Annotated in this window: 20 protein-coding genes and 3 pseudogenes; 9 read left to right on the top strand and 14 right to left on the bottom strand. The window is 67.1% G+C overall.

Annotation, left to right across the window (positions count from 1 at the left end):
- Positions 1-141: 141 nt before the first annotated feature.
- The 3 genes and pseudogenes from NCCP_RS00915 to NCCP_RS00905 all read left to right on the top strand — a co-directional run bounded on the left by NCCP_RS00915 (position 142) and on the right by NCCP_RS00905 (position 2417).
- A complete protein-coding gene (locus NCCP_RS00915; RefSeq protein WP_149955216.1) occupies positions 142-627 on the top strand; it encodes a hypothetical protein in 486 nt (161 codons plus the stop codon).
- Between the two features lie 268 nt (positions 628-895).
- The gene (locus NCCP_RS00910) at positions 896-1135 is read left to right on the top strand and encodes a hypothetical protein (RefSeq protein ID WP_149955215.1); all 240 of its coding nucleotides are present in this window, start codon (positions 896-898) and stop codon (positions 1133-1135) included.
- A gap of 56 nt (positions 1136-1191) precedes the next feature.
- Positions 1192-2417 (top strand): annotated as a pseudogene (locus tag NCCP_RS00905) (IS256 family transposase).
- Positions 2418-2497: 80 nt separating this feature from the next.
- Here the strand turns inward: NCCP_RS00905 and NCCP_RS00900 are convergent.
- Positions 2498-3514 (bottom strand): acyltransferase family protein, encoded by a 1017-nt coding sequence (locus NCCP_RS00900; protein ID WP_172627241.1) that lies wholly within the window; start codon positions 3512-3514, stop codon positions 2498-2500.
- Between the two features lie 141 nt (positions 3515-3655).
- Here NCCP_RS00900 and NCCP_RS00895 point away from each other — a divergent pair.
- Positions 3656-4431, top strand: a pseudogene (locus NCCP_RS00895) (IS5 family transposase).
- A gap of 143 nt (positions 4432-4574) precedes the next feature.
- Here the strand turns inward: NCCP_RS00895 and NCCP_RS15620 are convergent.
- Positions 4575-5877, bottom strand: a pseudogene (locus NCCP_RS15620) (ISL3 family transposase).
- 177 nt (positions 5878-6054) lie between these two features.
- Between NCCP_RS15620 and NCCP_RS00885 the strand changes: the two are divergent.
- The gene (locus NCCP_RS00885) at positions 6055-6303 is read left to right on the top strand and encodes a hypothetical protein (protein WP_149955213.1); all 249 of its coding nucleotides are present in this window, start codon (positions 6055-6057) and stop codon (positions 6301-6303) included.
- A 110-nt stretch (positions 6304-6413) separates the two neighbouring features.
- On the opposite strand, the gene NCCP_RS00880 is transcribed toward NCCP_RS00885, so the two are convergent.
- From NCCP_RS00880 to NCCP_RS00870, 3 genes are all read right to left on the bottom strand, one after another.
- Positions 6414-7505, bottom strand: coding sequence for an acyltransferase family protein (locus NCCP_RS00880; RefSeq protein ID WP_149955212.1), 1092 nt, complete (start codon positions 7503-7505; stop codon positions 6414-6416).
- Positions 7506-7549: 44 nt separating this feature from the next.
- On the bottom strand, positions 7550-9022 hold the full coding sequence (locus NCCP_RS00875; protein WP_225873598.1) for an NAD(P)H-hydrate dehydratase: 1473 nt from the start codon (positions 9020-9022) through the stop codon (positions 7550-7552).
- Between the two features lie 696 nt (positions 9023-9718).
- The gene (locus NCCP_RS00870; protein ID WP_149955210.1) at positions 9719-10069 is read right to left on the bottom strand and encodes a holo-ACP synthase; all 351 of its coding nucleotides are present in this window, start codon (positions 10067-10069) and stop codon (positions 9719-9721) included.
- A gap of 97 nt (positions 10070-10166) precedes the next feature.
- Here NCCP_RS00870 and galU point away from each other — a divergent pair, with 97 nt between their 5' ends.
- Together galU and NCCP_RS15155 are read left to right on the top strand one after the other, a co-directional pair.
- A complete protein-coding gene (galU, locus tag NCCP_RS00865; protein ID WP_149955209.1) occupies positions 10167-11060 on the top strand; it encodes a UTP--glucose-1-phosphate uridylyltransferase GalU in 894 nt (297 codons plus the stop codon).
- A 429-nt stretch (positions 11061-11489) separates the two neighbouring features.
- A complete protein-coding gene (locus NCCP_RS15155; RefSeq protein ID WP_225873597.1) occupies positions 11490-11735 on the top strand; it encodes a lipopolysaccharide assembly protein LapA domain-containing protein in 246 nt (81 codons plus the stop codon).
- A 72-nt stretch (positions 11736-11807) separates the two neighbouring features.
- Here the strand turns inward: NCCP_RS15155 and NCCP_RS00855 are convergent, their stop codons facing one another.
- Complete coding sequence (locus NCCP_RS00855; RefSeq protein WP_149955207.1) at positions 11808-12227, bottom strand: NINE protein; 420 nt, start codon at positions 12225-12227, stop codon at positions 11808-11810.
- 187 nt (positions 12228-12414) lie between these two features.
- Positions 12415-14325, bottom strand: coding sequence for a glutamine--fructose-6-phosphate transaminase (isomerizing) (glmS, locus tag NCCP_RS00850; RefSeq protein WP_149955206.1), 1911 nt, complete (start codon positions 14323-14325; stop codon positions 12415-12417).
- Between the two features lie 98 nt (positions 14326-14423).
- Between glmS and coaA the strand changes: the two genes are divergently transcribed.
- The gene (gene coaA, locus NCCP_RS00845) at positions 14424-15383 is read left to right on the top strand and encodes a type I pantothenate kinase (protein ID WP_149955205.1); all 960 of its coding nucleotides are present in this window, start codon (positions 14424-14426) and stop codon (positions 15381-15383) included.
- 50 nt (positions 15384-15433) lie between these two features.
- Entirely contained in the window at positions 15434-15844 is a 411-nt protein-coding gene (mscL, locus tag NCCP_RS00840) for a large conductance mechanosensitive channel protein MscL (protein WP_149955204.1), read from the top strand.
- Between the two features lie 347 nt (positions 15845-16191).
- Here the strand turns inward: mscL and NCCP_RS00835 are convergent, their stop codons facing one another.
- Genes NCCP_RS00835 through fliP form a run of 7 tightly spaced genes read right to left on the bottom strand, consistent with a single transcriptional unit; the run spans position 16192 to position 22418 of the window.
- Positions 16192-16440: a carbon storage regulator gene (locus tag NCCP_RS00835; protein ID WP_149955203.1), complete on the bottom strand. Its 249-nt coding sequence runs from the start codon at positions 16438-16440 to the stop codon at positions 16192-16194.
- Positions 16441-16469: 29 nt separating this feature from the next.
- On the bottom strand, positions 16470-17432 hold the full coding sequence (locus tag NCCP_RS00830; protein ID WP_149955202.1) for a hypothetical protein: 963 nt from the start codon (positions 17430-17432) through the stop codon (positions 16470-16472).
- A complete protein-coding gene (locus NCCP_RS00825) occupies positions 17410-19458 on the bottom strand; it encodes a flagellar biosynthesis protein FlhA (RefSeq protein ID WP_149955201.1) in 2049 nt (682 codons plus the stop codon). The genes NCCP_RS00830 and NCCP_RS00825 overlap by 23 nt, the downstream gene beginning before the upstream one ends.
- Complete coding sequence (locus NCCP_RS00820) at positions 19455-20621, bottom strand: EscU/YscU/HrcU family type III secretion system export apparatus switch protein (RefSeq protein WP_149955200.1); 1167 nt, start codon at positions 20619-20621, stop codon at positions 19455-19457. The genes NCCP_RS00825 and NCCP_RS00820 overlap by 4 nt, the downstream gene beginning before the upstream one ends.
- Positions 20622-21380, bottom strand: coding sequence for a flagellar biosynthetic protein FliR (locus tag NCCP_RS00815; RefSeq protein ID WP_149955199.1), 759 nt, complete (start codon positions 21378-21380; stop codon positions 20622-20624).
- Between the two features lie 4 nt (positions 21381-21384).
- The gene (gene fliQ, locus NCCP_RS00810; RefSeq protein WP_149955198.1) at positions 21385-21654 is read right to left on the bottom strand and encodes a flagellar biosynthesis protein FliQ; all 270 of its coding nucleotides are present in this window, start codon (positions 21652-21654) and stop codon (positions 21385-21387) included.
- A 2-nt stretch (positions 21655-21656) separates the two neighbouring features.
- Positions 21657-22418: a flagellar type III secretion system pore protein FliP gene (gene fliP / locus NCCP_RS00805; RefSeq protein WP_149955517.1), complete on the bottom strand. Its 762-nt coding sequence runs from the start codon at positions 22416-22418 to the stop codon at positions 21657-21659.
- Between the last annotated feature and the right edge of the window lie 13 nt (positions 22419-22431).

Raw genomic sequence — 22431 nt, 5'->3', positions numbered from 1 at the left:
TCCATCGCCCCGGACGATCTGATCTTCGCGGACAACTTCACGGCGTTGCGGGACGGCTCTATTGCCACCCGCGTGGCACCGACCGAATAGTCATGGATCGGCACCGGCATCACCCCGCCCAAGATTGTCTTCGGCGGGCTGGTGTCAGATGGCACCGGTTACGCATGGGTGGACACCGGGCAGAAGATCCGTAACGTGGAGTTCGAGATGCGCCGCACCGGTACGGAACTGAATGTGGTCCTGGCGCTGGCGACAACCAACAACGTGATCGACAACCTGGTCCACTTCACCGTGAACAACCGGCAGATTATCGTGGACTTCCTCACCGGCGGCTCATGGTCCACCGACAAACAGCCCGGCTACGTCCTGAACTACACCAACCGGCTCCTCAATGGGCGCACCTACCGCGTGCGCCTGTCCGTAGAAGGCGAGACGGCGACCGTCACCGGCCCCCATAAGGAGCAGTTCAGCTTCGCGGACAACCGCATCAAGAACAACGCGGCATCCTCCCTGTTCCTGGAACCGATGGGTGCTGCCTCAGGCAGACACCCCGCCGTGCTGCGCGTCACCGCTGGCAAAGCACCCAAAAGCACGTACTACCCTTGGACGCCGGGCACGTCCTCCTAAATGATCAGGGCCCCGCCACCGGTAATCGCTGGACTGCATGGGAGGTGTCCGACGGACGAATCCAATCGGGGCTGGCCGGCATTATATTCGGACCGGCCTACATAAGCGCCGTCCTCACCAAGGACCACACCATCGGGGACACCGTACTGGAGACGAACACCCCCATCCCAACCGGCACAACGACGGTCTACATTGGCCCCGACGCGCCTGGCGGGAAACCGTCACAGCGTCCGGCAATCCCGGCGGCACGGGCCCCTTTACCCACACCGTGACCGCGCTAACCAACGCCCAGCCCATAGGACCACGCATCTACGTAGCCAACATGCGGCGCGTCACAGTCGAGTACAACCCCACCTCCGAGTTCATGAAATTCCCCGGGCAGACCTATGTGGACGGCACCCTCTACATCGGTTCCAGCCTTGACACCCAGTTGACGTGCATCGCGGCCGGCGTGCTCGGGGTGGCGTCCAACCAAGCCATTCGCACCGGGCGCGGGAGTGTCCGATAAACGGTGGAAACGGCGTGGCTTGACCGAAAGGAACGGCTATGACGGAAACCACGGAGATGATCGATCCTGTGACAGGGGAATCATCGATGAGAAGGAACTCGCGGAGCAGGTGCTTGCGCAGGCGCGCGAGCAGGGCGTAAGTCTGCTGGGCCCGGGCGGGCTGCTGGCCGGCCTGACGAAGACCGAGCTTGAGGCGGAGCTGACGGAGCATCTCGGCCACGAGAGGCACGGGTCCGCGGAGGGTGCGAACGTGCGCAACGGGACCCGGACCAAGACAGTCCTGACCGAGATCGGGCCGGTGGAAGTCGAGGTGCCCCGTGACCGCGGGGGCACGTTCGAGCCGGTGATCGTCAATAAGCGTCAGCGGCGCCTGGACGGGATCGACGAGGTCGTCCTGTCCCTACGGCGCGCAGCCTGAGCACCGGAGAGATTGCCGCGCACTTCGAGGAGGTCTACGGCGCCTCCGTTTCCAAGGACACGATCAGCCGGATCACCGAGAAGGTTTCCGAGGAGATGGCGGAGTGGTCCAACCGGCCCCTCGACCGGGTCTATCTGGTCATCTTCATCGATGCCATCCATACCAAGGTCCGGGACGGGCAGGTGCGCAACAAGCTGTTCTATATCCTCCTCGGAGTCACGGTGAACGGGGAACGGAACATCCTGAAGGATCTGGGCCGGGGATGGCGGCGAGGGCGCCAAGTACTGGCTCGGGGTTCTGACCGAGGTCAAGAACCGCGGTGTGGAGGACGTGTGCATCGCCGTCTGCGACGGGCTCAAGGGTCTTCCGGAGGCGATCACCACCCTGTGGGAGCGGGCGACGGTGCAGACCTGCGTCATCGCGCCTGTCGCAACACGTTCAAGTACGCTCCCCGCCAGCACTGGGACGAGCTCTCCCGCGACCTCAGGCCCGTCTACACCGCGGCGACCGAGGCCGCAGCTAGGAAGCGCCTCGCTGAACTTGAGGCCAAATGGGGTCCCAAATACCCGGCAATCCCCAAGCTCTGGCACGGCGCCTGGGCTTCAGTTCGTCCCGTTCCTAAACTGGGACGCCGAGATCCGTAGGGTCATCTGCAGCACCAACGCCATCGAGTCCCTCAACGCCCGCTACCGGCGCGCCGTCAGGGCCTGGGGTCACTTTCCCAACGACGCCGCGGCGCTGAAGTGCCTCTACCTTGTGACCCGTTCCCTTGACCCTACAGGGCGCGGCAGGACACGGTGGGCCACGAGGTGGAAGCCCGCGCTGAACCCGTTCGCCATCGCGTTCGAGGGACGAATCAACTAACCATGCGCCAGGCCAAACCCACCGTTAATCTGACACTCCCCGCGGCTCGTCTAAGCCCGCTCGTAGAGTCACAGTTTTTCCTATTTGACTGAACTGCTAGCAGGAGAAACTGTCAGGTGGGCCGAAGCGGTCTTGAGCCTCAGTGTGGGACGCTCGATCAGGAACCAACTTGCGGCGGCCAAGGGGAAAGTCGCAAGGATCGAGCTGAGCATGAACACTCCCAGCCCTGCTGAAGTAAGACCAACTGTTGCCAGCAGTTGCTGCATCGGGAAGGCGTAGATATAGAACCCATAGGACAAATCATTCTTCAATCGGAGTTGCGGCCCTTTGACCATCACCCCCAAAGCGATGCACAGGTAAGCGAGGGGAATCGCGGCGATAAGCCGATACTCCGGGAGCAGGGACGACGTCCCGACGATTAGTGCGGCAATTGCGATCCATGCCCAAGACACGATGATCCGGTCTCTAAACATGTAAAGGATCATCCCTGCCGTGAACATCAGCCCGAACCGAAACACGTTGTGTAGCGCCTGGCTTTCGACGGCGAGAAACACGTCCGCGATGCTACCCATCCAAAGCAACCCGAAGGCTGCTACGACGGTACGCTTCCGCCGCAACAACCCCACGAGCCCCATGGCGAGAAGTACCAAGTAGCAAAGGAACTCCCAGAACAACGTCCACAGAGAGCCGTTCCAGATTCCGCTAAAGGGCACAGACTCAAGCGTTCCGGGCATATGGTTTTGAGCGATCCACAAGGCGACGTTGGAGGTGAAATACCGAAAAGCGCCCCCCCAAATATCTTGCAACGTTCCCCCAGCCAAGATCGTGCTCACTGGGGCTAGGACGAAAGCCGTGACTGCAAGACAAACCCAGAACGCAGGGAAGATCCGGAGGCACCGCGCATACAGGTACGACCACACGTACGGCCGGCAGACCCAGCTACGGATCAGCAGAAATCCAGAGATGGCAAAAAACCCGTCAACTGTCGCCTGCGAGAGCAACTGTACGACAGGGGCCAGCGGGCGAGTGAAGCCACCTATCAGGTAGGAATGCCAGACGATGACCGTTACCGACAGAACCAGACGAACCAGATTCAACGAATTGGCTCTAGGGTCAAACGTTTCAGAAAGGCGCACAAATCCCCCCAGAGGAATACGGTTTGGGGATCAGCTTGAAACCCGAACTATCCTAGCGCACGCGCTAACTACTCCTTATCGCCGGAGAAGGCGTGGTCGAGGATTGAACCCCTGTTGCCCGCTTCCGGGCGGGGCGGGCAGTGGCGGAACCACCGGCAGGTGATCAACGCGATCCTGTTCAAGCTGCGCACCGGGGCCCCTTGGAGGGACCTGCCCGAGAGGTACGGGCCGTGGAAGACCGCCCACGAACGGCTGCGCAAGTGAACCCTGGACGGCACCTGGCAGAAGATCCTGGACGAGGCGGTCGTCAAGGACGACGCCGTTGGGGAGGTCGAATGGATCCTGAGCATCGATTCGACCATTGCCCGGGCCCACCAGCACGCGGCCGGGCCAGGAAAAAGGGGGGTGCAAGCCCTTGAAGCGAGGCCATCGCAGTGGACGGAGAAGGGATTGGCCGTTCCCGGGGCGGACTGAGCAGCAACATCCACTTGGCCGTGGACGGGCGCGGCATGCCCATGAGCGTGGTCCTGACCCCGGCCAGAACGGGGACAACCCGCAACTGATCCTGCTGCTGGACGGGATCCGCGTTCGTCGGGCCGGCCGGGAAGGGCCCCGGTCGAGACCGGAAGCCGTCCTGGCCGACAAGGCGTATTCGCATCCCTCGACCCGGGCCGCGCTGCGGTCCCCGTGGATCCGGTTCACCAGTCCCGAGCACTCCGACCAGAAGGCCAGCCGCGCGGCCTTGGGCAGCAAGGGCAGCCGCCTGCCGGATTTTTGACCCGGCCGAATACCGCGGTCGCAACGTGGTCGAGCGCTGCTTCAACCGGCTCAAGCAGTTCCGCGACCTGGCCACCCGCTACGCCAAGCGGGCCGTCTAGGGACTGCCCCTACTACCGCTCCGAACTCATCATCGCCGCCATCGTCCTGTGGCTCCGATGATTCACAGGACAGGCCCCGTCCGACGCCTATGGCAAGTAGATGGTCTACTCCAAAAAGGGGCTCTTAGGACATCCGGTGGAGATCAGGGGGCGAGTCCTCCGGCGGCGCGGAGCATGCGGAGGCGGTAGTTGTAGTTGCGGTAGCCTCGTGCGAGGCGGCGGTGGAGCTCGATGATTCCATTCACCGCTTCCGTGCCGCCGTTGTTGGCGCGGTTGGTGGTGAAGTAGCAGGAATGCGTCGCGCCAGCGTGGGAGGGTTCGGCCGACGCGGGCGACCTCGGGAACCGGGCAGGAATGGAAGGCCTCGAGGATCTTCTCGGCCCTCCGTCTGCCTTCGGTGGCGTCCTTTGGCCTTATAGGCGGCGCGCAGCGCCAAGCCACGTATACCTCCTCATAGGCTTCGTTGGCCTCAATCGCGGTGGCGAGCCGGTCCAACTGCTTTTCGGTGAGGTTCTCCGCGCCGGCGCGCAGGATCCTCTGGATGCCCTGCAGGGGGTCTCCCTTGCACCCGCGGTGCCCGGTGGTGTCCTGCTGAACGCGCCGGCGCACCTCATCGACCACAGCCATGCCGAGCTTGATCACGTGGAAGGCATCCAGGACGGCTGTCGTGTCCCCGGCTCCTGGTCGATCGCGCTCTTGTAGCCGCCGAACGGATCCAGCGCCGCGACATCCACGCCCTGGCGGAAGGCCCGGCCGCGTTCGGTCAGCCAGTTGCGCGTAGGCCTTCCTCAAGCGCCCCGGCATCAGGTCCAGCAGCCGGGCGCGGACCCTACCCTTGGCATCGCGGGTGAGGTCGACCATCCCGGCCGGTTCCTTCGGGCCGCGCCTGCGCGGGTCGACGTGGTGCCAGATGTGTTCGTCGACCCCGAGGGAGGTGACGCCGGCGAAGCGGGCCCGATCCGCCGCGAGGCGCTCCAGCACGGGGCGGATCGTGCGCCAGAGCGTTTTCCACGCCGTGCCGAGCCGGCGGGCCAGACCCAGAATGGTGGCGTGCTCGCGGCGCAGCTGCCCGATCGCCCACGTGATCGCACGGGTCGGGATCGAGCCCCGTGCAGCCGCCAAGGAAGGGAACTGCTCGGCGAACGTCCCCCGTTCGCAGCCTGGGTTCGGGCAACGCCACATCCGTTGCCGCTACGCCAACCGGACCCGGACCTGCCCGTGGGGCACGTTATTCAACACCCGCAGGCGCCGGCCCCGGCTCGGGGCCACGACCCCGCACGTAGGAGAACCCATCAAGATCCACGGCGTGGAGACGGTGACGGTCATCAGCTCCCCGCAGCGTTCGACAGCCTCGATATGGACGCACTCCAGGCCGAGCAAGACATCGCAGCGGGAACAGGAATCACTAGTGGTGGGCGCGGGGACGCACCCCGTAGTGTTGGACATTTTCGGGGTCCTCGTGGCGGATCAGCATGCTTGGTCGCTACCGGCCCTCGGGGACCCTGACGGCTGTCCGGCGTTCCCCACGCCATGGCCCCCACTCCCCACCGGATGTCCCAAGAGCCCAAAAAGGTGTTCGGCCCCGGGTCCATGTTCGCGGACGGGGCGGGTGGCGCGAAGGCTATGCTGACCATTTTAGCCTCGGGCACCGCGTCCTTCACGGTTAAAAGCGTGGCCCACCTGTACGCGGACGGGGTGAGGATCCCGCGCACGGACACCGTGAACGGGTGCACCACCCTTACCTACAACGAGGACGGCAACCTGACCCGGATCACCGTGCAGGTCGGAGCCACATGCACTACCGGTATGCAGGTGAACATCATCGGGCAGGTCTACGACATGACCAAGCGCACCCTCCCCATCTTGGTCTAATCGTCGAAAAGGAAAATAGCATGCAGGTAAAAGACATCCCAAACACAGGAACCCAGTCTACCTGCTGGCATGTGATGTGGCTTTTGACTCGTAACTATGACGAAGTCGTATCAGACGGTGACCGCCGCAGGCTGTCTCGACCGGTTCCTCACCCACGAGCGGACTGGTTGCTCAATCCATCGGCTTGAGAGTGCCGCAACGGCAACAGAAAGCGCCGTTGCGGCCATGCTCATTAGCGCTCGCTCTAGCGGCCCCTCAATTTCCTTCACGCCGAGTAGAACAAAGATCGGTACATGGTAGAGGTATATGCCGTAGACTCGCTCGCCCACCCACCGCATCCATCTGAAGCTGAGCACCTGTGTCCATGCACTCTGTCGGAAGCAGATGTGAGCGAGAATGGAAAGGGTAGCAACAGTCGTAATGGACGTGGCGATAGACATTGTCCAGCCATCCAACTTTGCCCAGAAGATGGCGAACACGAGAGCGGAAAATGCAACCAAAATGACAGCCCGGCTGCTCGCTAGGGTTTCGATCCAACGCGGAACGACTCCCCGCCGAAGTACCATGGCCAAGGCTACGCCTGCCAGCATCGAGTCCAGGTTCAGGACTGGGTTCTCATAGGTAAATCGGTACAACTCAGGGACCGTCATGGTCACGCCCAGACGCAACCCCGCAAGCAAAACCGCCAGGACGGCGATTCCAATAGCCCACCTCCTCATCCGTAAGAGATTCATCTTCCGCAGGAGCCAAGGAGCGACAAGATAAAACTGTTCTTCCTGGGCAAGTGTCCAGGTGTGGTTCATCAATGGGAGCCATACCCCAGTAGTAGATGCCACCAAGTTTGCCGTGTAGGTCCCTGCGATAATGGCGACGAGGAACATGCCAATTGGATCTTTACCAGTTGTGAGACCAATGACAACAGCCATAATAATCATGGCTAGCAATGCCGGGTACAGGCGCGCCATACGTCGAATGTAGAAAGACTTGAGCCTGATCGTTTCAGTTCGGTCCAACTCTTCTAGAAGCAACGAAGCAATGAGGAAGCCCGAGAGAGCGAAGAAGAGGGTGACACCAATGAATCCACCCGACGCGTAGTCAAGGTGAACAAGGAGCACAGGCACAATAGCGACTGTTCTTAATCCGTCTAGTGCCGGAATGTGCACTCCACGGCCCGGTAGGCGCCAACCGGTTACTGCTTCCATAATTCCCCCACTCGACAAGACAAATCGTCGATCATCCTATTCGGTCACGCGATCTCCTTGGAGCCGGAATTTATGACTCGACTGGTGCTATTAAACACTGACTCCCCGGCCGCCGCCGCATGCAACGCCTCGGGCACAGCCTCGGCCAGACCCGAGGCGCCGAAGGGGCCAGGCCCGGCCAGCCTACCCGCAGTTCCGTGCACCAGCACGGCGGTCGCCGCTAGGCGTGCCAGTTCATACGGTGACGGCTGGACCGGTTGCACGGCCAGCAGGGCGCCGAGGATCCCGGTCAGCACATCTCCGCTGCCGGCCGTGGCCAACTCCGGGCCGCCGGCGCTGATCACGACCGCGTAGCCGTCCGGGGACACACACACCGTGGTAGGGCCCTTGAGGAGGACCACCGAGGAGTAGCCGACCGCCGCCCAGCGCGCCCAGCGCAGCGGGTCCCGCTCGATAGCGGTCCGGTCCACGCGAAGCCCGGCCCGGTTGAGCAGGTCCTCCAGTTCTCCGGCGTGCGGAGTCAGGACCAGCCGTCCATGGCCCTGCTCGGGCTGGAAGGTCCGCAGGGCGCTGGCGTCGACCACGCAGGGCAGCCCGGTGCCGATGGCCACCGCAGCATTCTTCGCCTGCAGCGGATCCTCGCCGATACCGGGTCCTACGGCCCACGCTTGGACGTGCGCGGTCGCATCCGGAGCGGGGATGGCTTCCGGCACGCGCTGAGCCAGCAGGGGGCCGATTTCCGGTACGGAGACAGTGCGCAACATCCCAAGCCCGGTGTTTACGGCCGCGGTGGCCGTGAGCAGTGCCGCCCCCGGGTACTGGGCTGAACCGGCCACCAGCCCCAGGACACCCCGGCTGTACTTGTGCACCGACTGCGCGGGCCGCGGCAGTGTGCGGGCGGCGTCCCCGGGTTCCAGCACGTGCAGTTCGGGCTTGCCCAAGTGCGGGCCAAGGCCGATGTCCACCACCTCCACCCGGCCGGCCAGCAGCCTTCCCTCCCCCACAGCCAGGCCCACCTTGAGCGCGCCAAAGGTGACGGTTAGGTTCGCGGGCAGGACGCCGCCGTGCGCCTGGCCGGTGTCCGCGTCGACGCCGGAGGGCAGGTCGCAGGCCACCACCAGGGTTTCCGGCGAGATCTTCGGCAACTCCACCGCGCCCCGTGCCCCGGTCCCCAGCACCGCATCGATGAGCACGTCGGCACCGGCAATGACCTGATTTGCTTCACGCCAGCGGTTGCTCCTGCTGCGCTGACGGGTATCCGCCGAATTTACAGTGCGAACCAGTTTTCCGCCGGCCTTCCGCAAGGCAGCTAGGCCTTCGGCATGAGCCTTCTCACCGGTCAGGATGGCAGTGCAGGCTACCCCGCGCCTAGCCATGAGGGCCAGCGCCAAGAGGGCATCCCCGCCATTGTTCCCGGTTCCCACCAGTGCGGCTGCAGAACTTCCGTAGACTCGCCCGCGCCGGGCACGCAGCAGGTCCATGGTGTGTTGCGCTAAGCCAAAGGCGGCCTGACGCATGAGGGACGGGCCCTCACCAGCTTCCAGGAGGGGCTGTTCTGCGGCGCGTATCTGTGTACCTGTATAGGCGGGGATCATGTAGTCAGGATATCGATTAGGAAGGACCGCGCTCTGACCGGACGGGTGATCCAAGGCGCTTCTTCAGTGTGGCCTTGCTCGCCCATCGCCTGTCACCCCACACGCCGAGGAAAAGCGGTCCGAACCACCCAGGCCCCCGCCCAGTACTAGCCTCATTCAACTTCGTTCACCGCCTCAGCCGTAGTCCTTTCGACTGCGGCTCGCCATTTGGTGGGACGTCGGCGCCATCCATCAGTTCGTCCACCATCGTTGGAAGATGGATACCTTAGTCAAAGGAGGGTGGGGATCATCGTACCAAGAGATCTCGACGCCCGTGACTCGGCCGCCCTCGTGCCACAACAGGACATCCGCCGGGTCCGCTTGGCCTTTCAGGTCCGCTGCGAAACCCAACGGGCAGTTGGTTCCCTCGGGCAGCAGGGGAACGTCCGGCGCAACTACAAGGGCGAAGCACTCCTCGCAGTGCTCCTCCTGCACTGTATGGCATGCGGCGAACTGCGCTTGCAATATGCCTGCGAGGGCTCCCCCGTGCCGGACTATCTGTTGAAAGATCGTCCGTTGGGGATCGGAAGGCCACTGCACGGACCCATCCTTGAACTGGGGCAGGGAGCCCATACGCTCCTACTTCTCCGCAACCACCATCGCAGTGGCCAGGTCCCCGTCGTGGCTCATGGAGAGGTGCCAGTAGCGGATGCCCTTGGCATCGGCCACCTCGGCCACTGACCCTTCAATGAGGACATGCGGATCCCCTGCGGCGTCGGTGACCACCTGGCAGTCCTGCCAGTTCATGCCGGCGGGGGCCCCCAGGGCTTTCGCCACGGCTTCCTTGGCCGCGAAGCGGGCGGCCAGGGAGCGGACGTGGAGTTCCCGTTCGGCGGGGACGAAGAGCCGCTCCAATAGGGCCGGCGTGCGCGCGAGCTGCTCCTTGAAGCGGGAAACCTGCACCACGTCTACACCAATGCCAACAATCATGCTTGCGATTCTAACGGGACCTACTCCAACAGGCGTTGAAACGCCAAACCACCGAAAATTTGACCAAATGGCGCAAAATTTCCCTAAGATTCCATACATGACAAATTTTGGGGTTACTAAGGCAGTCATTCCGGCCGCAGGCTTGGGGACGCGGTTCCTGCCGGCCACAAAGGCCATGCCTAAGGAAATGCTGCCCGTAGTCGATGAACCCGCGATCCAGTACGTGGTCGCCGAGGCCGCCAAGGCCGGCCTGAACGACGTGCTGATGATCACGGGCCGTTCCAAGCGCGCGCTGGAGGACCACTTTGACCGCCGCCCGACCCTTGAAGCCATGCTGGAGGCCAAGGGAGACATCGAGAAGCTGGAGGCCGTCCGCTACGCCGCCTCCCTGGGCGATATCCACTACATCCGCCAGGGCGACCCGCTGGGCCTGGGCCACGCGGTGCTCTGCGCCAAGCGGCACGTGGGCGAGGAGCCTTTCGCGGTGCTGCTCGGCGATGACCTGATCGGCCCGCAGGATGACCTGCTCTCCGAAATGATCCGCGTCCAGCAGGAAACCGGCGGCTCCGTGATTGCACTCATGGAGGTGGACCCGGCAGACATCTCCGCCTATGGCTGCGCGGACGTCTCCATGGTGGAGGGCGAAGAGTACGTGCGCGTCAACGGCCTGGTGGAGAAGCCGGCCGCCGAGGATGCCCCCTCCAACCTGGCCGTGATTGGCCGCTACGTCCTGCACCACGAGGTGTTCGAGGTCCTGGAGCGCACTCCCCCGGGCCGCGGAGGCGAGATCCAGCTGACCGACGCGTTGCAGACGCTGACCAACCAGGAGGGCTCCGGCGGCGTGCACGCGGTGGTCTTCCGCGGCAAGCGCTATGACACCGGGGACAAGCTCTCCTACATCAAGGCCGTGATCGAACTGGCTTCCGGGCGCCAGGACCTGGGCCCCAAGCTGATCCCGTGGCTGAAGGACTTCGTGAAGACCCTTAGCTAGCACTTCCCGCCGGGTTCCTCCCGGCACGCGGACGGCGCCGCTCCCCCACGTGGGGAGCGGCGCCGTCGTCGTCGTTTGGGGTTTCAATCGGAGGAAACCCGGCGTGAAGGCGGGTGGCCGAACGGGCCGGGACGTGGCAATCTTCCCGTAAGAGGATCAGTCACCTGCAGGCCCTCCCGGGCCCCAACCAAGGAGAACGTCATGACGTCCGAGGATCCTTCACCGTACGCTGCCCCGGGTGCGGGCGGTGCGCGTCCTGAGCCCGTCCAGACACCTGGCCAAATTCCCGGCCAAGCTCCCGTTCCGGGCCCTAGTACCGGGTCCGTGTCCGTCCCGGCGGATCGCCCCGGCGGCTCCTTAAGCGGGCCGACAGCCGAGCAGCCCGCACCGGCACCTACAGCGGAGCGGGACCATGCGAGCCGCACCGCCATGGCGTGGGGGGCCACCGTCCTGGGGTTGGTGCTGCTGGTGCTGCTGATCGTCTTCATCGCCCAGAACCAAGTGACGGTGCCGCTGCGGTACTTCGGCCTGGACGGCACCGTCAACCTGGGGCTGGCCCTGCTGGTTGCCGCCGTGGCCGGAGGGTTTGTGGTGGCGGCAGTGGGCGGCGCCCGCATCCTGCAACTGCGCGCACAGGCCCGCGGGGCCGGCAGGAAAACCCGCCGGCCCCGCTGAGTGATTGGCCGCGCGTTGGCCGGCCCGCGCTGATTAGTCAGGCCCCGCTACGAGCGGGCGCAGCAGGCCGGTTCAGCCCCGCAGCGGGACGCCCTTGGCATCGGCGCGGAACATCTGGGCGCCAGCGAGGATCATGATGCCCTCGATGAAGCCCCACAGGCTCACCAGCAGGCTGGACAGCCCAAAGGTGAAGAAGCCCAGGACCACCGACAGCAACAGCTGGAGGAGGCCGATCTTGGTGTGGCCCAGGTAGAACCGGTGGATTCCCAGGCCGCCGAGGAAGATGCCCAGCAGGCCGGCGACCAGCCGGGACTTCGGTTCCACCGGCATCGGGTAGCCCGGATACGGCTGGACGTAGGGCCCGGGCCCTGCCTGCTGGTACGGGGCCTGCTGGTAGGGCGCCTGCTGGTACCGGGCCTGCTGGTACGGGACTTGGGGGTCCTGGTGGGGCAGGGACGGCTGGGAGGGGTAGTCCCCATTCTCCTGTGACATGGAGTTCCTTCGGGTGCGGGTGATGGTGGCTGCTGCCTCTCCGTACGCTACCGCCGCGTGGCCCGAATGAACGCATTTGCGGGAGTTGCCCGTGCGCGCGCCCCGGCCTACGCCAAACGGCGGCACCCGGGAGGGTGCCGCCGTCGGACAGTGCGGAACGTTTCTTACGGAAGGTGGCCGGGGCCGCCTACTCGACCGTGACGGACTTGGCCAGGTTACGCGGCTGGTCCACGTCATAGCCCTTGGCCGTGGCCAGCTCGCAGGCGAAGATCTGCAGCGGCACGGTGGCCAGCAGCGGCATCAGCAGGGTGGGGGTCTCCGGGACGTAGAAGACAAACTCGGCGTAGTCGCACACGGCCTCGTCCCCCGCCTCGGCGATCACCAGGGTCTTGGCGCCGCGGGCGCGCACCTCCTGGATGTTGGAGACCACCTTGGAGTGCAGCGAGTGGCGCCCGCGCGGGGAGGGAACCACCACGAAGACCGGCTGGCCGTCGTCGATTAGGGCGATCGGCCCGTGCTTGAGCTCGCCGGCGGCGAAGCCCTCCGCGTGGATGTAGGCGATCTCCTTGAGCTTGAGCGCACCCTCCATGGCCACGGGGTAGCCCACGTGCCGGCCCAGGAACAGCACGGACTCGGCGTCCTTCATGGAGCGGGCCAGTTCCTTGATGTGGTCCGCGCGGTCCAGCACGTCCTGGATCTTCGCCGGGATCTTGCCCAAGTCCGCCAGGATGTCCTTAATCTGGCCGCTGAACAGGTTCCCGCGCAGCTGCGCCAGGTACAGGCCCAGCAGGTAGGTGGCGGTGATCTGGGCCAGGAACGCCTTGGTGGAGGCCACCGCGATCTCCGGGCCGGCGTGGGTGTAGAGCACGGCGTCGGATTCGCGCGGGATGGTGGATCCGTTGGTGTTGCAGATGGACAGCGTCTTGGCGCCCTGTTCCTTGGCGTAACGCACGGCCATGAGGGTGTCCATGGTCTCCCCGGACTGGGAGATGGAGACCACCAGGGTGCCCGCGTCCACAATCGGGTCGCGGTAGCGGAACTCGTGGCTCAGCTCCACCTCCACCGGGATGCGGCACCAGTGCTCAATTGCGTACTTGGCCACCTGGCCCGCATAAGCCGAGGTGCCGCAGGCGAGCACGATGATCTTGCTCACCTGCGCCAGTTCCTCCGGGTTGATGCGCAGCTCATCCAGGGTCAGCCGGCCGGCGGCGTCAGCGCGGCCCAGCAGGGTGTCCGCGACCGCGGAGGGCTGGTCATTGATCTCCTTCTCCATGAAGGACGGGTAGCCGCCCTTCTCCGCCGCGGCGGCGTCCCAGTCCACGGTGAATTCGCGGCCCTGGACCGGCGTGCCGCGGAAGTCGGTGATCACGTGGGTCTCGGGGGTGATGGTGACGATCTGGTCCTGCCCCAGCTCCACCGCCCGGCGGGTGAAGTCGATGAAGCCGGACACGTCCGAGCCCAGGAAGTTCTCCCCTTCGCCCAGTCCCAGGACCAGGGGCGAGTTGCGGCGGGCGGCCACGACGACGCCGGGAAGGTCCGCGTGCACGGCCAGCAGCGTGAAGGCGCCCTCCAGGCGCTGGCAGGCGTGCCGCATCGCCTGGGTGAGCAGGTCGGCGCCCTCGGCCGCGTCACCGCCGGCCGTGCCGGCGTCGTGCAGCCCGCGGTAGATGTCCCCCAGCAGCGCGGCGGCGACCTCGGTGTCCGTCTCCGAACGGAACACCACGCCCTTGGCGAGCAGTTCCTTGCGGAGCTCGGCGAAGTTCTCGATGATGCCGTTGTGGATCAGGGCCAGCCGGTCACCGTCCGCCAGGTGCGGATGCGCGTTCCCGTCGGTGGGCCCGCCGTGGGTGGCCCAGCGGGTGTGTCCGATGCCGGTCAGCGCCGCCGGCAGCGGGTCCATCTCCAGCGCAGTGACCAGGTTGGCGAGCTTGCCCGCCTTCTTGCGCGTTTCCACTCCCGCGGGGGAAACGACGGCGACGCCGGCGGAGTCATAGCCGCGGTACTCAAGGCGGCGCAGGCCCTCGAGAACCACGTCGAGGGCACCGTGGGTGCCCGAGGTCTTGGTCGGGAGGCCAACGTAGCCAACAATTCCACACATGCGCACAAGGTTACCGTGGAGCGTTCCGGTTTCCGGTTCCCCGATTGGGATTCGCCGCGCGCGGTTGGCAGAATGCCGTAAGTGAATGGACAGCGCAAGTGAATGGACAGCGGGTTACCGAGACTGGGGCCACGCCTTACGTTGAGCTGGACCGCCAGACGTGGGCGCGGCTCTCCAACCAGATCCAGCAACCCCTGGACCAGGACGATCTGCAGCGGCTTTCCGGCCTGGGCGAACAGCTGGACCTTGAGGAAATCCGCGAGGTGTACCTGCCGCTGTCCCGCCTGCTGAACCTCTACGTGCAGGGGGCCGCGCAGCTGCACCAGGCCACCAACACTTTCCTGGGCGAACGGACCCGCCGGACGCCTTTTGTGATTGGCGTGGCCGGATCCGTGGCGGTGGGCAAGTCCACCACCGCCCGCGTGCTCCAGGAAATGCTGCGCCGCTGGCCGGACACCCCCAACGTGGAACTGGTCACCACCGACGGGTTCCTGTACCCGAACGAGGTCCTGGAACGGCGCGGCCTGATGCAGCGCAAGGGCTTCCCCGAGTCCTACGACCGCCGCGCCCTGCTGCGCTTCGTCGCCGAGGTGAAATCCGGCGCCGAAGAAGTGCGCGCGCCCTGGTACTCCCACCTGACCTATGACATTGTCCCCGGCCGGGAAGTGGTGGTCCGCCGCCCGGACGTGCTGATCGTGGAGGGCCTGAACGTGCTGGCCCCCGCCCGGGTGCGCTCGGACGGGACCACGGGGCTGGCGCTGAGCGACTACTTTGACTTCTCCGTCTATGTGGACGCCCGGACCCCGGACATCGAGGAGTGGTACATCAGCCGCTTCATGCGCCTGCGCTCGGGCGCGTTCGCCGACCCGGCCTCCTACTTCCACCGCTACGCGATGCTCTCCGACGTGGAGGCCCGGGAGACGGCGCGCAGCATCTGGAAGGGCATCAACGAGCCCAACCTGCGCGAAAACGTGCTGCCCACCCGCGGGCGCGCGCAGCTGGTGCTGACCAAGGACGCGGACCACACCATCCGCCGCATGCTGCTGCGCAAGATCTGAGACCGGCGGCCCGAAAAGGCCGGCACCCCGCACTGGGTAGAGTGGACGGCATGCTTCAGGGTTTCAAGGATTTTGTCATGAAGGGCAACGTCGTTGACCTTGCCGTGGCCGTGGTGATCGGCACCGCGTTCAGCGGCGTGGTCAATGCGCTGGTGAAGAACGTCCTCATGCCGCTGGTGTCCGCCATAGTGGGCTCGCCGAACTTCGACCAATTCGCGGCCATCACCATCAACGGCAACACCGTGCAGTTCGGGGTCTTCCTCACGGCGCTGGTGAACTTCCTGCTGATCTCCGCCGCCGTCTACTTCGTGATCGTCATGCCGATGAACAAGATGATCGAGTTCCGGGACAAGAAACTGCACCTGGGTAAGAAGCCGGAACCGGAAGCGGAGCCGGAGCCGATCCCCGCGGACATCCAGCTGCTGACCGAGATCCGCGACGCGCTCAAGAACCGCGCCTAGTCCCCGGGAGACCCCTGCTGGGCCCCTCTTCCCAGGACTCCTTCCCGGGAGGCCTCCTCCAGGGCCCGCTCTCCCGGGGCCGATCACCCGGATCCGTAGTGCAGGAGCTGCTGGAATAGCCGGGCCATTCCAGCAGGTCCTGCACTACGGTTGGCCGGCCGGATCGCGCGGGCATGTTCAGCGGGCGCGTTCAGCGGGCCGGAAGGTGGAGTGCCGGAAGCTGGAGGCCGGGGAGTTGGAGGGCAGGGTGCCGGGACGGGGGCGGGGCGGCCGGGCTCAAGCCTTCTTGCGGCGTTCGGCCGCGGCCACGAGTGCACGCGGCGCGGTCAGGTCCGGAGCGGCCGGGCTCAAGCCTTCTTGCGGCGTTCGGCCGCAGCCACGAGTGCGCGCAGCGCGGTCAGGTCCGGAGCGGCCGGGGACGCCGCCTCCGAGTTGGCGGCAGCCACGGCGTCGAGCACCTCCTGGCGCTGGATCCGCACGCCCGGAGGGGCCTCGATGCCGAGCTTCACCACGTCGCCGCGGACCTCGACAACCTTCACGACGATGTCCGGCCCGAGCGCGATCTGTTCGCCGGCCTTGCGGGTGAGAACAAGCATCGTCCGAGTCTACCGCCGTCCGGACTGCCCTACGTCGCGTCCGGGAACAGGTCCCCGTCGCCGGCCAGCAGGATCGGCAGGCCCAGCTCCGCGGGGGTGTGCGGGGTGGCCGTGCCCTTCTCCCCCACCACCACGATCCCGGCCACTGGCCCGGCTCCGTGCAGGCCCTCCACCCAGGCCCGGGTGTCCTCCGGCTTGCGCCCGGCATCCACCACGGCCCAGACGGCGTCCGCCGGCACCCGGCCCACCATGCTCCGCGCCAGCGCGTCCCAGCGGCTTCCCAGCCCCAGTGCCACCACCAGTGGGCCCGGCGCCCCCGGGGTGGCCGCTTCCCCGCTCCAGCGCGGCAGGTTCTCCATGTGCAGCACCCCACAGGTGAAGACCCCTTCCAGCACCGTGGTCCGTGACAGCATCCGGGCTCCGCGCAGGGCGTCCTCCCGGAGGCCGGCCAGCAGCAGGATCTGCCCGGATCCGGGCAGGTTCGGCCGGCCCACTTCCCGATCCAACCCGTGCAGCAGGCGGTCGAACTCCGGGGCCACGGTGGACACCGGCGGGGCGGCCAGCCCCGGGAGCGGTCCGGCGGCCATCCCCGGGCCCATTCCCGCTGGCCCCGCTCCCGGCGCGCCCGTTCCAGCCGCGCCGTCCCCGGCGTCGGCGGCGTCCAGCAGGGCCGCCAGGACCCCCCGCCGGACCGAACCCGGCAGGTGCTCCGGGACCTGGACCGGGAACGCCGGGCCGGGCGGATTCGGTGCGCCGGGCAGGTTCGGCAAGCCGCGTGGATGTGCCAGGGCGGGCGGATGTTCCCGGCCCTCCGGATGCTCAGCACCGGGCACCGCGACCACTTCGAAGTAGCGGCTGGCGAAGAACCCGCCCAGGCCGCCGCGGGTCACCTGCTCGGCGGAGATGATCCGCAGGTCCGGCCCCAGCGCCGCGGCCGCCGCCTTGCGGGCCTGCTCCAGCGTCTTGCCCCTAAACCGTGATGGCGTCCGCAAGGTTCACCACCCCCACGGTGTCGATGCGGGCGGCCGTGGCGGTCGCCTCCTGGTAATTCAGCACCGGAAGGTCCGCGTGCGGGAGCACCAGCCGGCGCACCGCCGGGCGCAGCGCCGGCGCGCACACCAGCACGGGGCGCCGGTCCGCGGCCGCGGCGCGGTCCAGGGCCGCCTTCAGCGACTGGGTCAGCGCGTCCAGCCGCTGGGGCTCCAGCAGGATCTGGGTGCCGGCGTCGGAGGGGCGCATCCCCTCCAGCATCAGCTGCTCGGCACGCGGCTCGAACGTGATCACCGTCAGCACGCCCTCCCGCACGTAGGGAGCCACCACGGCCGGGCCAAGCCCGGTGCGGGCGGCCTCCACCAGGGGCTCGGGGTCGGTGGAGGTGCGCGCGCGCAGGGTGAGCGCCTCGTAGATGCGGGCCAGGTCGTTGATGGGGACCTGCTCGGCCAGCAGGCCCTGGAGCACCCGCTGCACCTCCGCCAGGCTCAGCAGGCCGGGGACCAGTTCCTCCACCGCGGAAGGGCTCTCCTCCTTCAGCGCCTCGTTGAGCGCACGCACGTCCTCGCGCGAGAGCAGGCGCGCGGCGTTGCGGGAGACCACGTCGGAGAGGTGGGTCATCAGCACTGAGACGCGGTCGATCACCGTGCAGCCGGCCAGTTCGGCGCTGTAGCGCAGCTCGGTGGGCACCCACTTGCCGTCCAGGCCGAACACCGGGTCCACGGTGGCGGTTCCCGGCAGGGTGGCCAGGTTCCCGCCCAGGGCCAGCAGCATGCCCGCCGGCAGCGTGCCGGAGGCGGCCTCCACCCCGGCCACCCGGATGGAGTAGGTGCCCGGGGCCAGCTCCACGCTGTCGCGGGTGCGCACCGGGGGGATCACCATGCCGGTCTCCAGTGCCATCTTCCGGCGCAGCGACTTCACCCGCCCCAGCAGGTCATCGCCGGCGCCGGTGACCAGGCCCACCAGGTCGGTGGCCAGCAGCACCTCCAGCGCCGGCACCCGCATCTGCTCCATGAGCTCGCGGGCCGGGTCCGGGGCCGGGCCGGCGGCGGCCTCCGCCGCGGCAGTTTCGGCGCCGCGGGCCTCGGCGGCGTCGCGCCGGGTGACCGACCGTGCCAGCACCACCAGCAACACGGCGGCGCCGAGGAAGACCAGGACCGGCATGCCCGGAATCAGACCCATCACCACCGCGGCGCCGGCCGCGATGTAGAGGGCCCGGCTGGACTGGGTCAGCTGCCGGGAGGCGGAGGAGGCCATGTCCTCCTCCGCGGCGGAGCGGGTGACGATCATGCCGGTGGCCACCGCCATGAGCAGGGCCGGGATCTGGGTGACCAGCCCGTCGCCGATGGTGAGCAGGGCGTAGGTGTTCAGCGCCTCGCCGATCCCCAGCCCGTTTTGGATCATGCCGATCGCCACGCCGCCGACCAGGTTCACGATGGTGATGACCAGGCCCGCGATCGCGTCGCCCTTGACGAACTTGGAGGCGCCGTCCATGGCCCCGTAGAAGTCCGCCTCCGCGGAGACCTCGGCGCGGCGCTCGCGGGCCTGCACGTCGGTGATCAGCCCGGCGTTCAGGTCCGCGTCGATGGCCATCTGCTTGCCGGGCATGGCGTCGAGGGTGAAGCGCGCGCCGACCTCCGCCACGCGCTCGGCGCCCTTGGTGACCACCACGAACTGGATGACCACCAGGATCAGGAACACCACGATCCCGATGATCAGCGACCCGCCCACGGCGACCTGCCCGAACGCCTCGATCACCTGCCCGGCGTGCGCCTCCCCCAGCACCAGGCGGGTGGAGGCGACGTTCAGGCCCAGCCGGAACATCGTGGCCACCAGCAGCACCGAGGGGAACACGGAGAAGTCCAGCGGCTTCTGGGTGAAGATGCTGGTCAGCAGGATCAGCAGGGCCAGCAGGATGTTGGTGACGATCAGGACATCCAGCAGCGGCGCCGGGACCGGGACCACCAGGAGCAGGATGATCCCCACGATCCCCAGCGGGACCGCCAGTTGGGAGAGCTTGCCCTTCACGATGTTCCTCCTGGGCGGGTAGTGGTTGGGGCGGTACTGATCGGGGCGGGGCCGGAGCGGGTGCCGGTTCGGCCGGGGCGGGGGGCGGGGCCGGGCGGCACGGTGTGGACTCCGCCAGCGTTGCCGCGGCGGCGCAGGCGCATGACGAAGGCCAGCACCGCGGCGACCTCCCCGTAGCGGTCCACCGGGATCTCCTCCCCCAGCCGGCACTCCTTGTGCAGGGCCCGGGCCAGCGGGACGTCCCGGACCATGGGCACCCGGTGCCGCTCGGCCTCCTCGCGGATGCGGGTGGCCACGTGTCCCTGCCCCTTGGCGCACACGCGCGGGGCCGCCTTCCCGGCGTCGTACTTCAGCGCCACGGCCACGTGCGTTGGATTGACCAGCACGACGTCGGCGTCCGCCACCGCGGCGATCATGCGGTTGCGGCTGAGCGCGCGCTGGCGGGCGCGGCGCTGGGAGCGGATGAGCGGGTCGCCGTCGGAGTTCTTCTGCTCGTCCTGGACCTCCTTGCGGGACATGCGGGTCTGCTTGGTGTTGCGCTTGCGCACCACCAGGACATCGACCACGGCCAGCCCGACGCCGGCGGCCACCGCCACCTGCAGCATGGTGGCCACCGATTCCCCCGCGTGCGCCAGCACCGCGGTGACCGGCATGCTGCCGGAGGACATCAGCACCGGCACCGCGGCCTGGACCACCAGGTAGAGCACCAGGCCCACCACCACGGTCTTCAGCAGCGCCTGCAGGCCCTTCCACAGCGCCTGCGGCCCGAACGTCCCCTTCAGGCCGGTGACCGGGTTGAAGTGCTCGAACTTGGGCGTGAACTTGCGGAAGGTGATCCGGCCCTGCAGCACCGCCCCGGCCAGCACCCCGGCCACGGCGGCGGCAAGCATCGGGGCCAGCGTGGGCAGGACCGAGCCCAGCCCGTCCCCGAGCACCGCGAGCGCCCGGCCCGGCTCGGGGGCGGAGGCCACCGTGAGCGCGGTGAAGAACTGCGTGGCGGCGGCATCGGTGGCCGCGGGGATGACCACCGGCAGGGTGGAGAGGGCGGCGCCGACGGCCAGCCAGGCGGTGAGGTCCTGGGAGCGCTGCAGCTTGCCCTTCTCCCGGACCTCCTTCATGCGCTTGTCCGTGGCCTGTTCGGTGCGTTCCTGGGCGTCGGACACCTACAGCACCTCCCCGAGGGCGTGCAGGGCCCGGTCCACCAGCCCGGAGACCACCTGGGGCAGGGCGATGAAGATGAATCCGGCGAAGGCCAGCGTCAGCAGGATTTTCAGCGGGAAGCCCAGCGCGAACGCGTTCAGCGCCGGGGCCACCCGGCTGACCAGGCCCAGTCCGACGTCGGCCAGGAACAGGACCACGATCAGCGGCCCGGCCACCTGCACGGCGGCGAGGAACATCTGGGTCAGGGACTCGATCAGCGTCCCGCTGGAGGCGCCCAGGTCCCAGCCGGTGCCGGGCGGGATGGCGGTAAAGGTGCGCAGCAGCCCGGAGATGACCAGCTGGTAGCCGTCGCTGGCGAACAGCAGCACAATCCCGGCCAGCTGGAACAGCCGGGTGAACTGGGCGCCGTTGACCTGGGATCCGGGGTCGTAGGCCATGGCCAGGGAGAATCCGGCGAAGAGGTCCACCAGCGCCCCGGCGGACTGCAGGGCGGAGAAAAGCACCAGCACCAGGAAGCCGAAGAGCGCCCCCGTGGCGGCCTCCAGCACCAGGGCGCCCAGGTAGGCGGTGTTGGAGAGGCTCTGGTATCCCTCGGTGACCCGCGGGGAGACGGCCAGCGCCAGCCCCACCCCCAGCATGGCCTTGACGTTGTTGGGGATCGACTGGTGGGAGAAGGGCGGGGCGATGGCCAAAAAGGCGGTCATCCGCACCGCGGACAGGCCCACGGCCTCGATCCAGGCCGCGTCGAGGGGGATGAACATCGCGCTATCCCAGCAGCCCGGGGATGCGCTCGAACATCCGGTGCGTGAAGGAGACCATCTCCTGGATCATCCAGTGCCCGCAGACGGCCAGCGCAACGGCCACCGCGATGGCCTTGGGCACGAAGGAGAGCGTGACTTCCTGGATCTGGGTGATCGACTGGACCAGGGAGACGGCGAAGCCGACCACCAGGGAGGTGATCAGCACGGGGGCGGCGATCTTGGCGGCGACCAGCAGCCCCTGCACCCCGATGTCGATGACGGCGTTCGGGTCCACGCTCAGCCTCCCCGGTAGCTGCTGACCAGGGCGGTGACCACCAGGCCCCAGCCGTCCACGAGGATGAAGAGCAGGATCTTGAACGGCAGCGAGACCATCACGGGCGGGAGCATCATCATGCCCATGGCCATCAGCGCGGAGGAGACCACCAGGTCGATCACCAGGAAGGGCACGAACACCACGAAGCCGATGATGAAGGCCGCGCGCAGCTCGGAGACCATGAACGCGGGCACCAGCGTGGTCAGTCCCACCTCCGCCGCGGTGGCGGGGTTCTCCAGCCCGGCCGCCCGCAGCATCAGGGCGATGTCCTCTTCGCGGGTGTAGGCCAGCAGCCAGGTGCGCAGCGGCCCGGCGGCCTCCTGCGCGGCCGCCGCGAACGTGGTCCGCCCGTCCAGGTAGGGCACGACGGCGTCCGCGTTGATCTCCCCGATCACCGGCCACATGATGAAGAAGGTCAGGAACAGGGACAGCCCGGCGATGACCTGGTTGGGCGGGATGGTGTTCAGGCCCAGCGCGTTGCGCACCAGGGCCAGGACCACGAAGATCTTGGTGAAGCTGGTCATCATCAGCAGCAGCGCCGGGGCAACGGCCAGCAGCGCGATCCCGACCAGGGTGGTGATCGCCGCCGACGGGGTGCCGTCGGGGCCGTTGATCTCGATTCCGAAGCCGCCGTTACCGTTGCCGCCGTTGCCGTCGCCGGCGTCGTCCAGGGGGGCCAGGGGCACCTGCGGCGTCCACGGCCCGGCCAGCAGCGGGGAGTCCATCAGCAGCGCGGGG

The organism is Zafaria cholistanensis, assembly GCF_008580665.1.
In the GTDB taxonomy this organism is placed as follows: Bacteria; Actinomycetota; Actinomycetes; order Actinomycetales; family Micrococcaceae; genus Zafaria; species Zafaria cholistanensis.
Note: the sequence above shows the minus strand (reverse complement) of the source record. Positions and strands in the feature narration are given on the sequence as shown.

Bases quoted from the DNA above. Each gene is read 5' to 3' on its own strand.
- mscL (WP_149955204.1), top strand. From the start codon at position 15,434: ATGCTTCAGGGTTTCAAGGATTTTGTCATGAAGGGCAACGTCGTTGAC.
- glmS (WP_149955206.1), bottom strand. From the start codon at position 14,325: ATGTGTGGAATTGTTGGCTACGTTGGCCTCCCGACCAAGACCTCGGGC.
- galU (WP_149955209.1), top strand. From the start codon at position 10,167: ATGACAAATTTTGGGGTTACTAAGGCAGTCATTCCGGCCGCAGGCTTG.
- fliP (WP_149955517.1), bottom strand. From the start codon at position 22,418: ATGGACTCCCCGCTGCTGGCCGGGCCGTGGACGCCGCAGGTGCCCCTG.
- NCCP_RS00885 (WP_149955213.1), top strand. From the start codon at position 6,055: ATGCTGACCATTTTAGCCTCGGGCACCGCGTCCTTCACGGTTAAAAGC.
- NCCP_RS15155 (WP_225873597.1), top strand. From the start codon at position 11,490: ATGGCGTGGGGGGCCACCGTCCTGGGGTTGGTGCTGCTGGTGCTGCTG.
- NCCP_RS00875 (WP_225873598.1), bottom strand. From the start codon at position 9,022: ATGCGTCAGGCCGCCTTTGGCTTAGCGCAACACACCATGGACCTGCTG.
- NCCP_RS00815 (WP_149955199.1), bottom strand. From the start codon at position 21,380: ATGTTCATCCCCCTCGACGCGGCCTGGATCGAGGCCGTGGGCCTGTCC.
- NCCP_RS00855 (WP_149955207.1), bottom strand. From the start codon at position 12,227: ATGTCACAGGAGAATGGGGACTACCCCTCCCAGCCGTCCCTGCCCCAC.
- NCCP_RS00835 (WP_149955203.1), bottom strand. From the start codon at position 16,440: ATGCTTGTTCTCACCCGCAAGGCCGGCGAACAGATCGCGCTCGGGCCG.
- NCCP_RS00870 (WP_149955210.1), bottom strand. From the start codon at position 10,069: ATGATTGTTGGCATTGGTGTAGACGTGGTGCAGGTTTCCCGCTTCAAG.
- NCCP_RS00880 (WP_149955212.1), bottom strand. From the start codon at position 7,505: ATGGAAGCAGTAACCGGTTGGCGCCTACCGGGCCGTGGAGTGCACATT.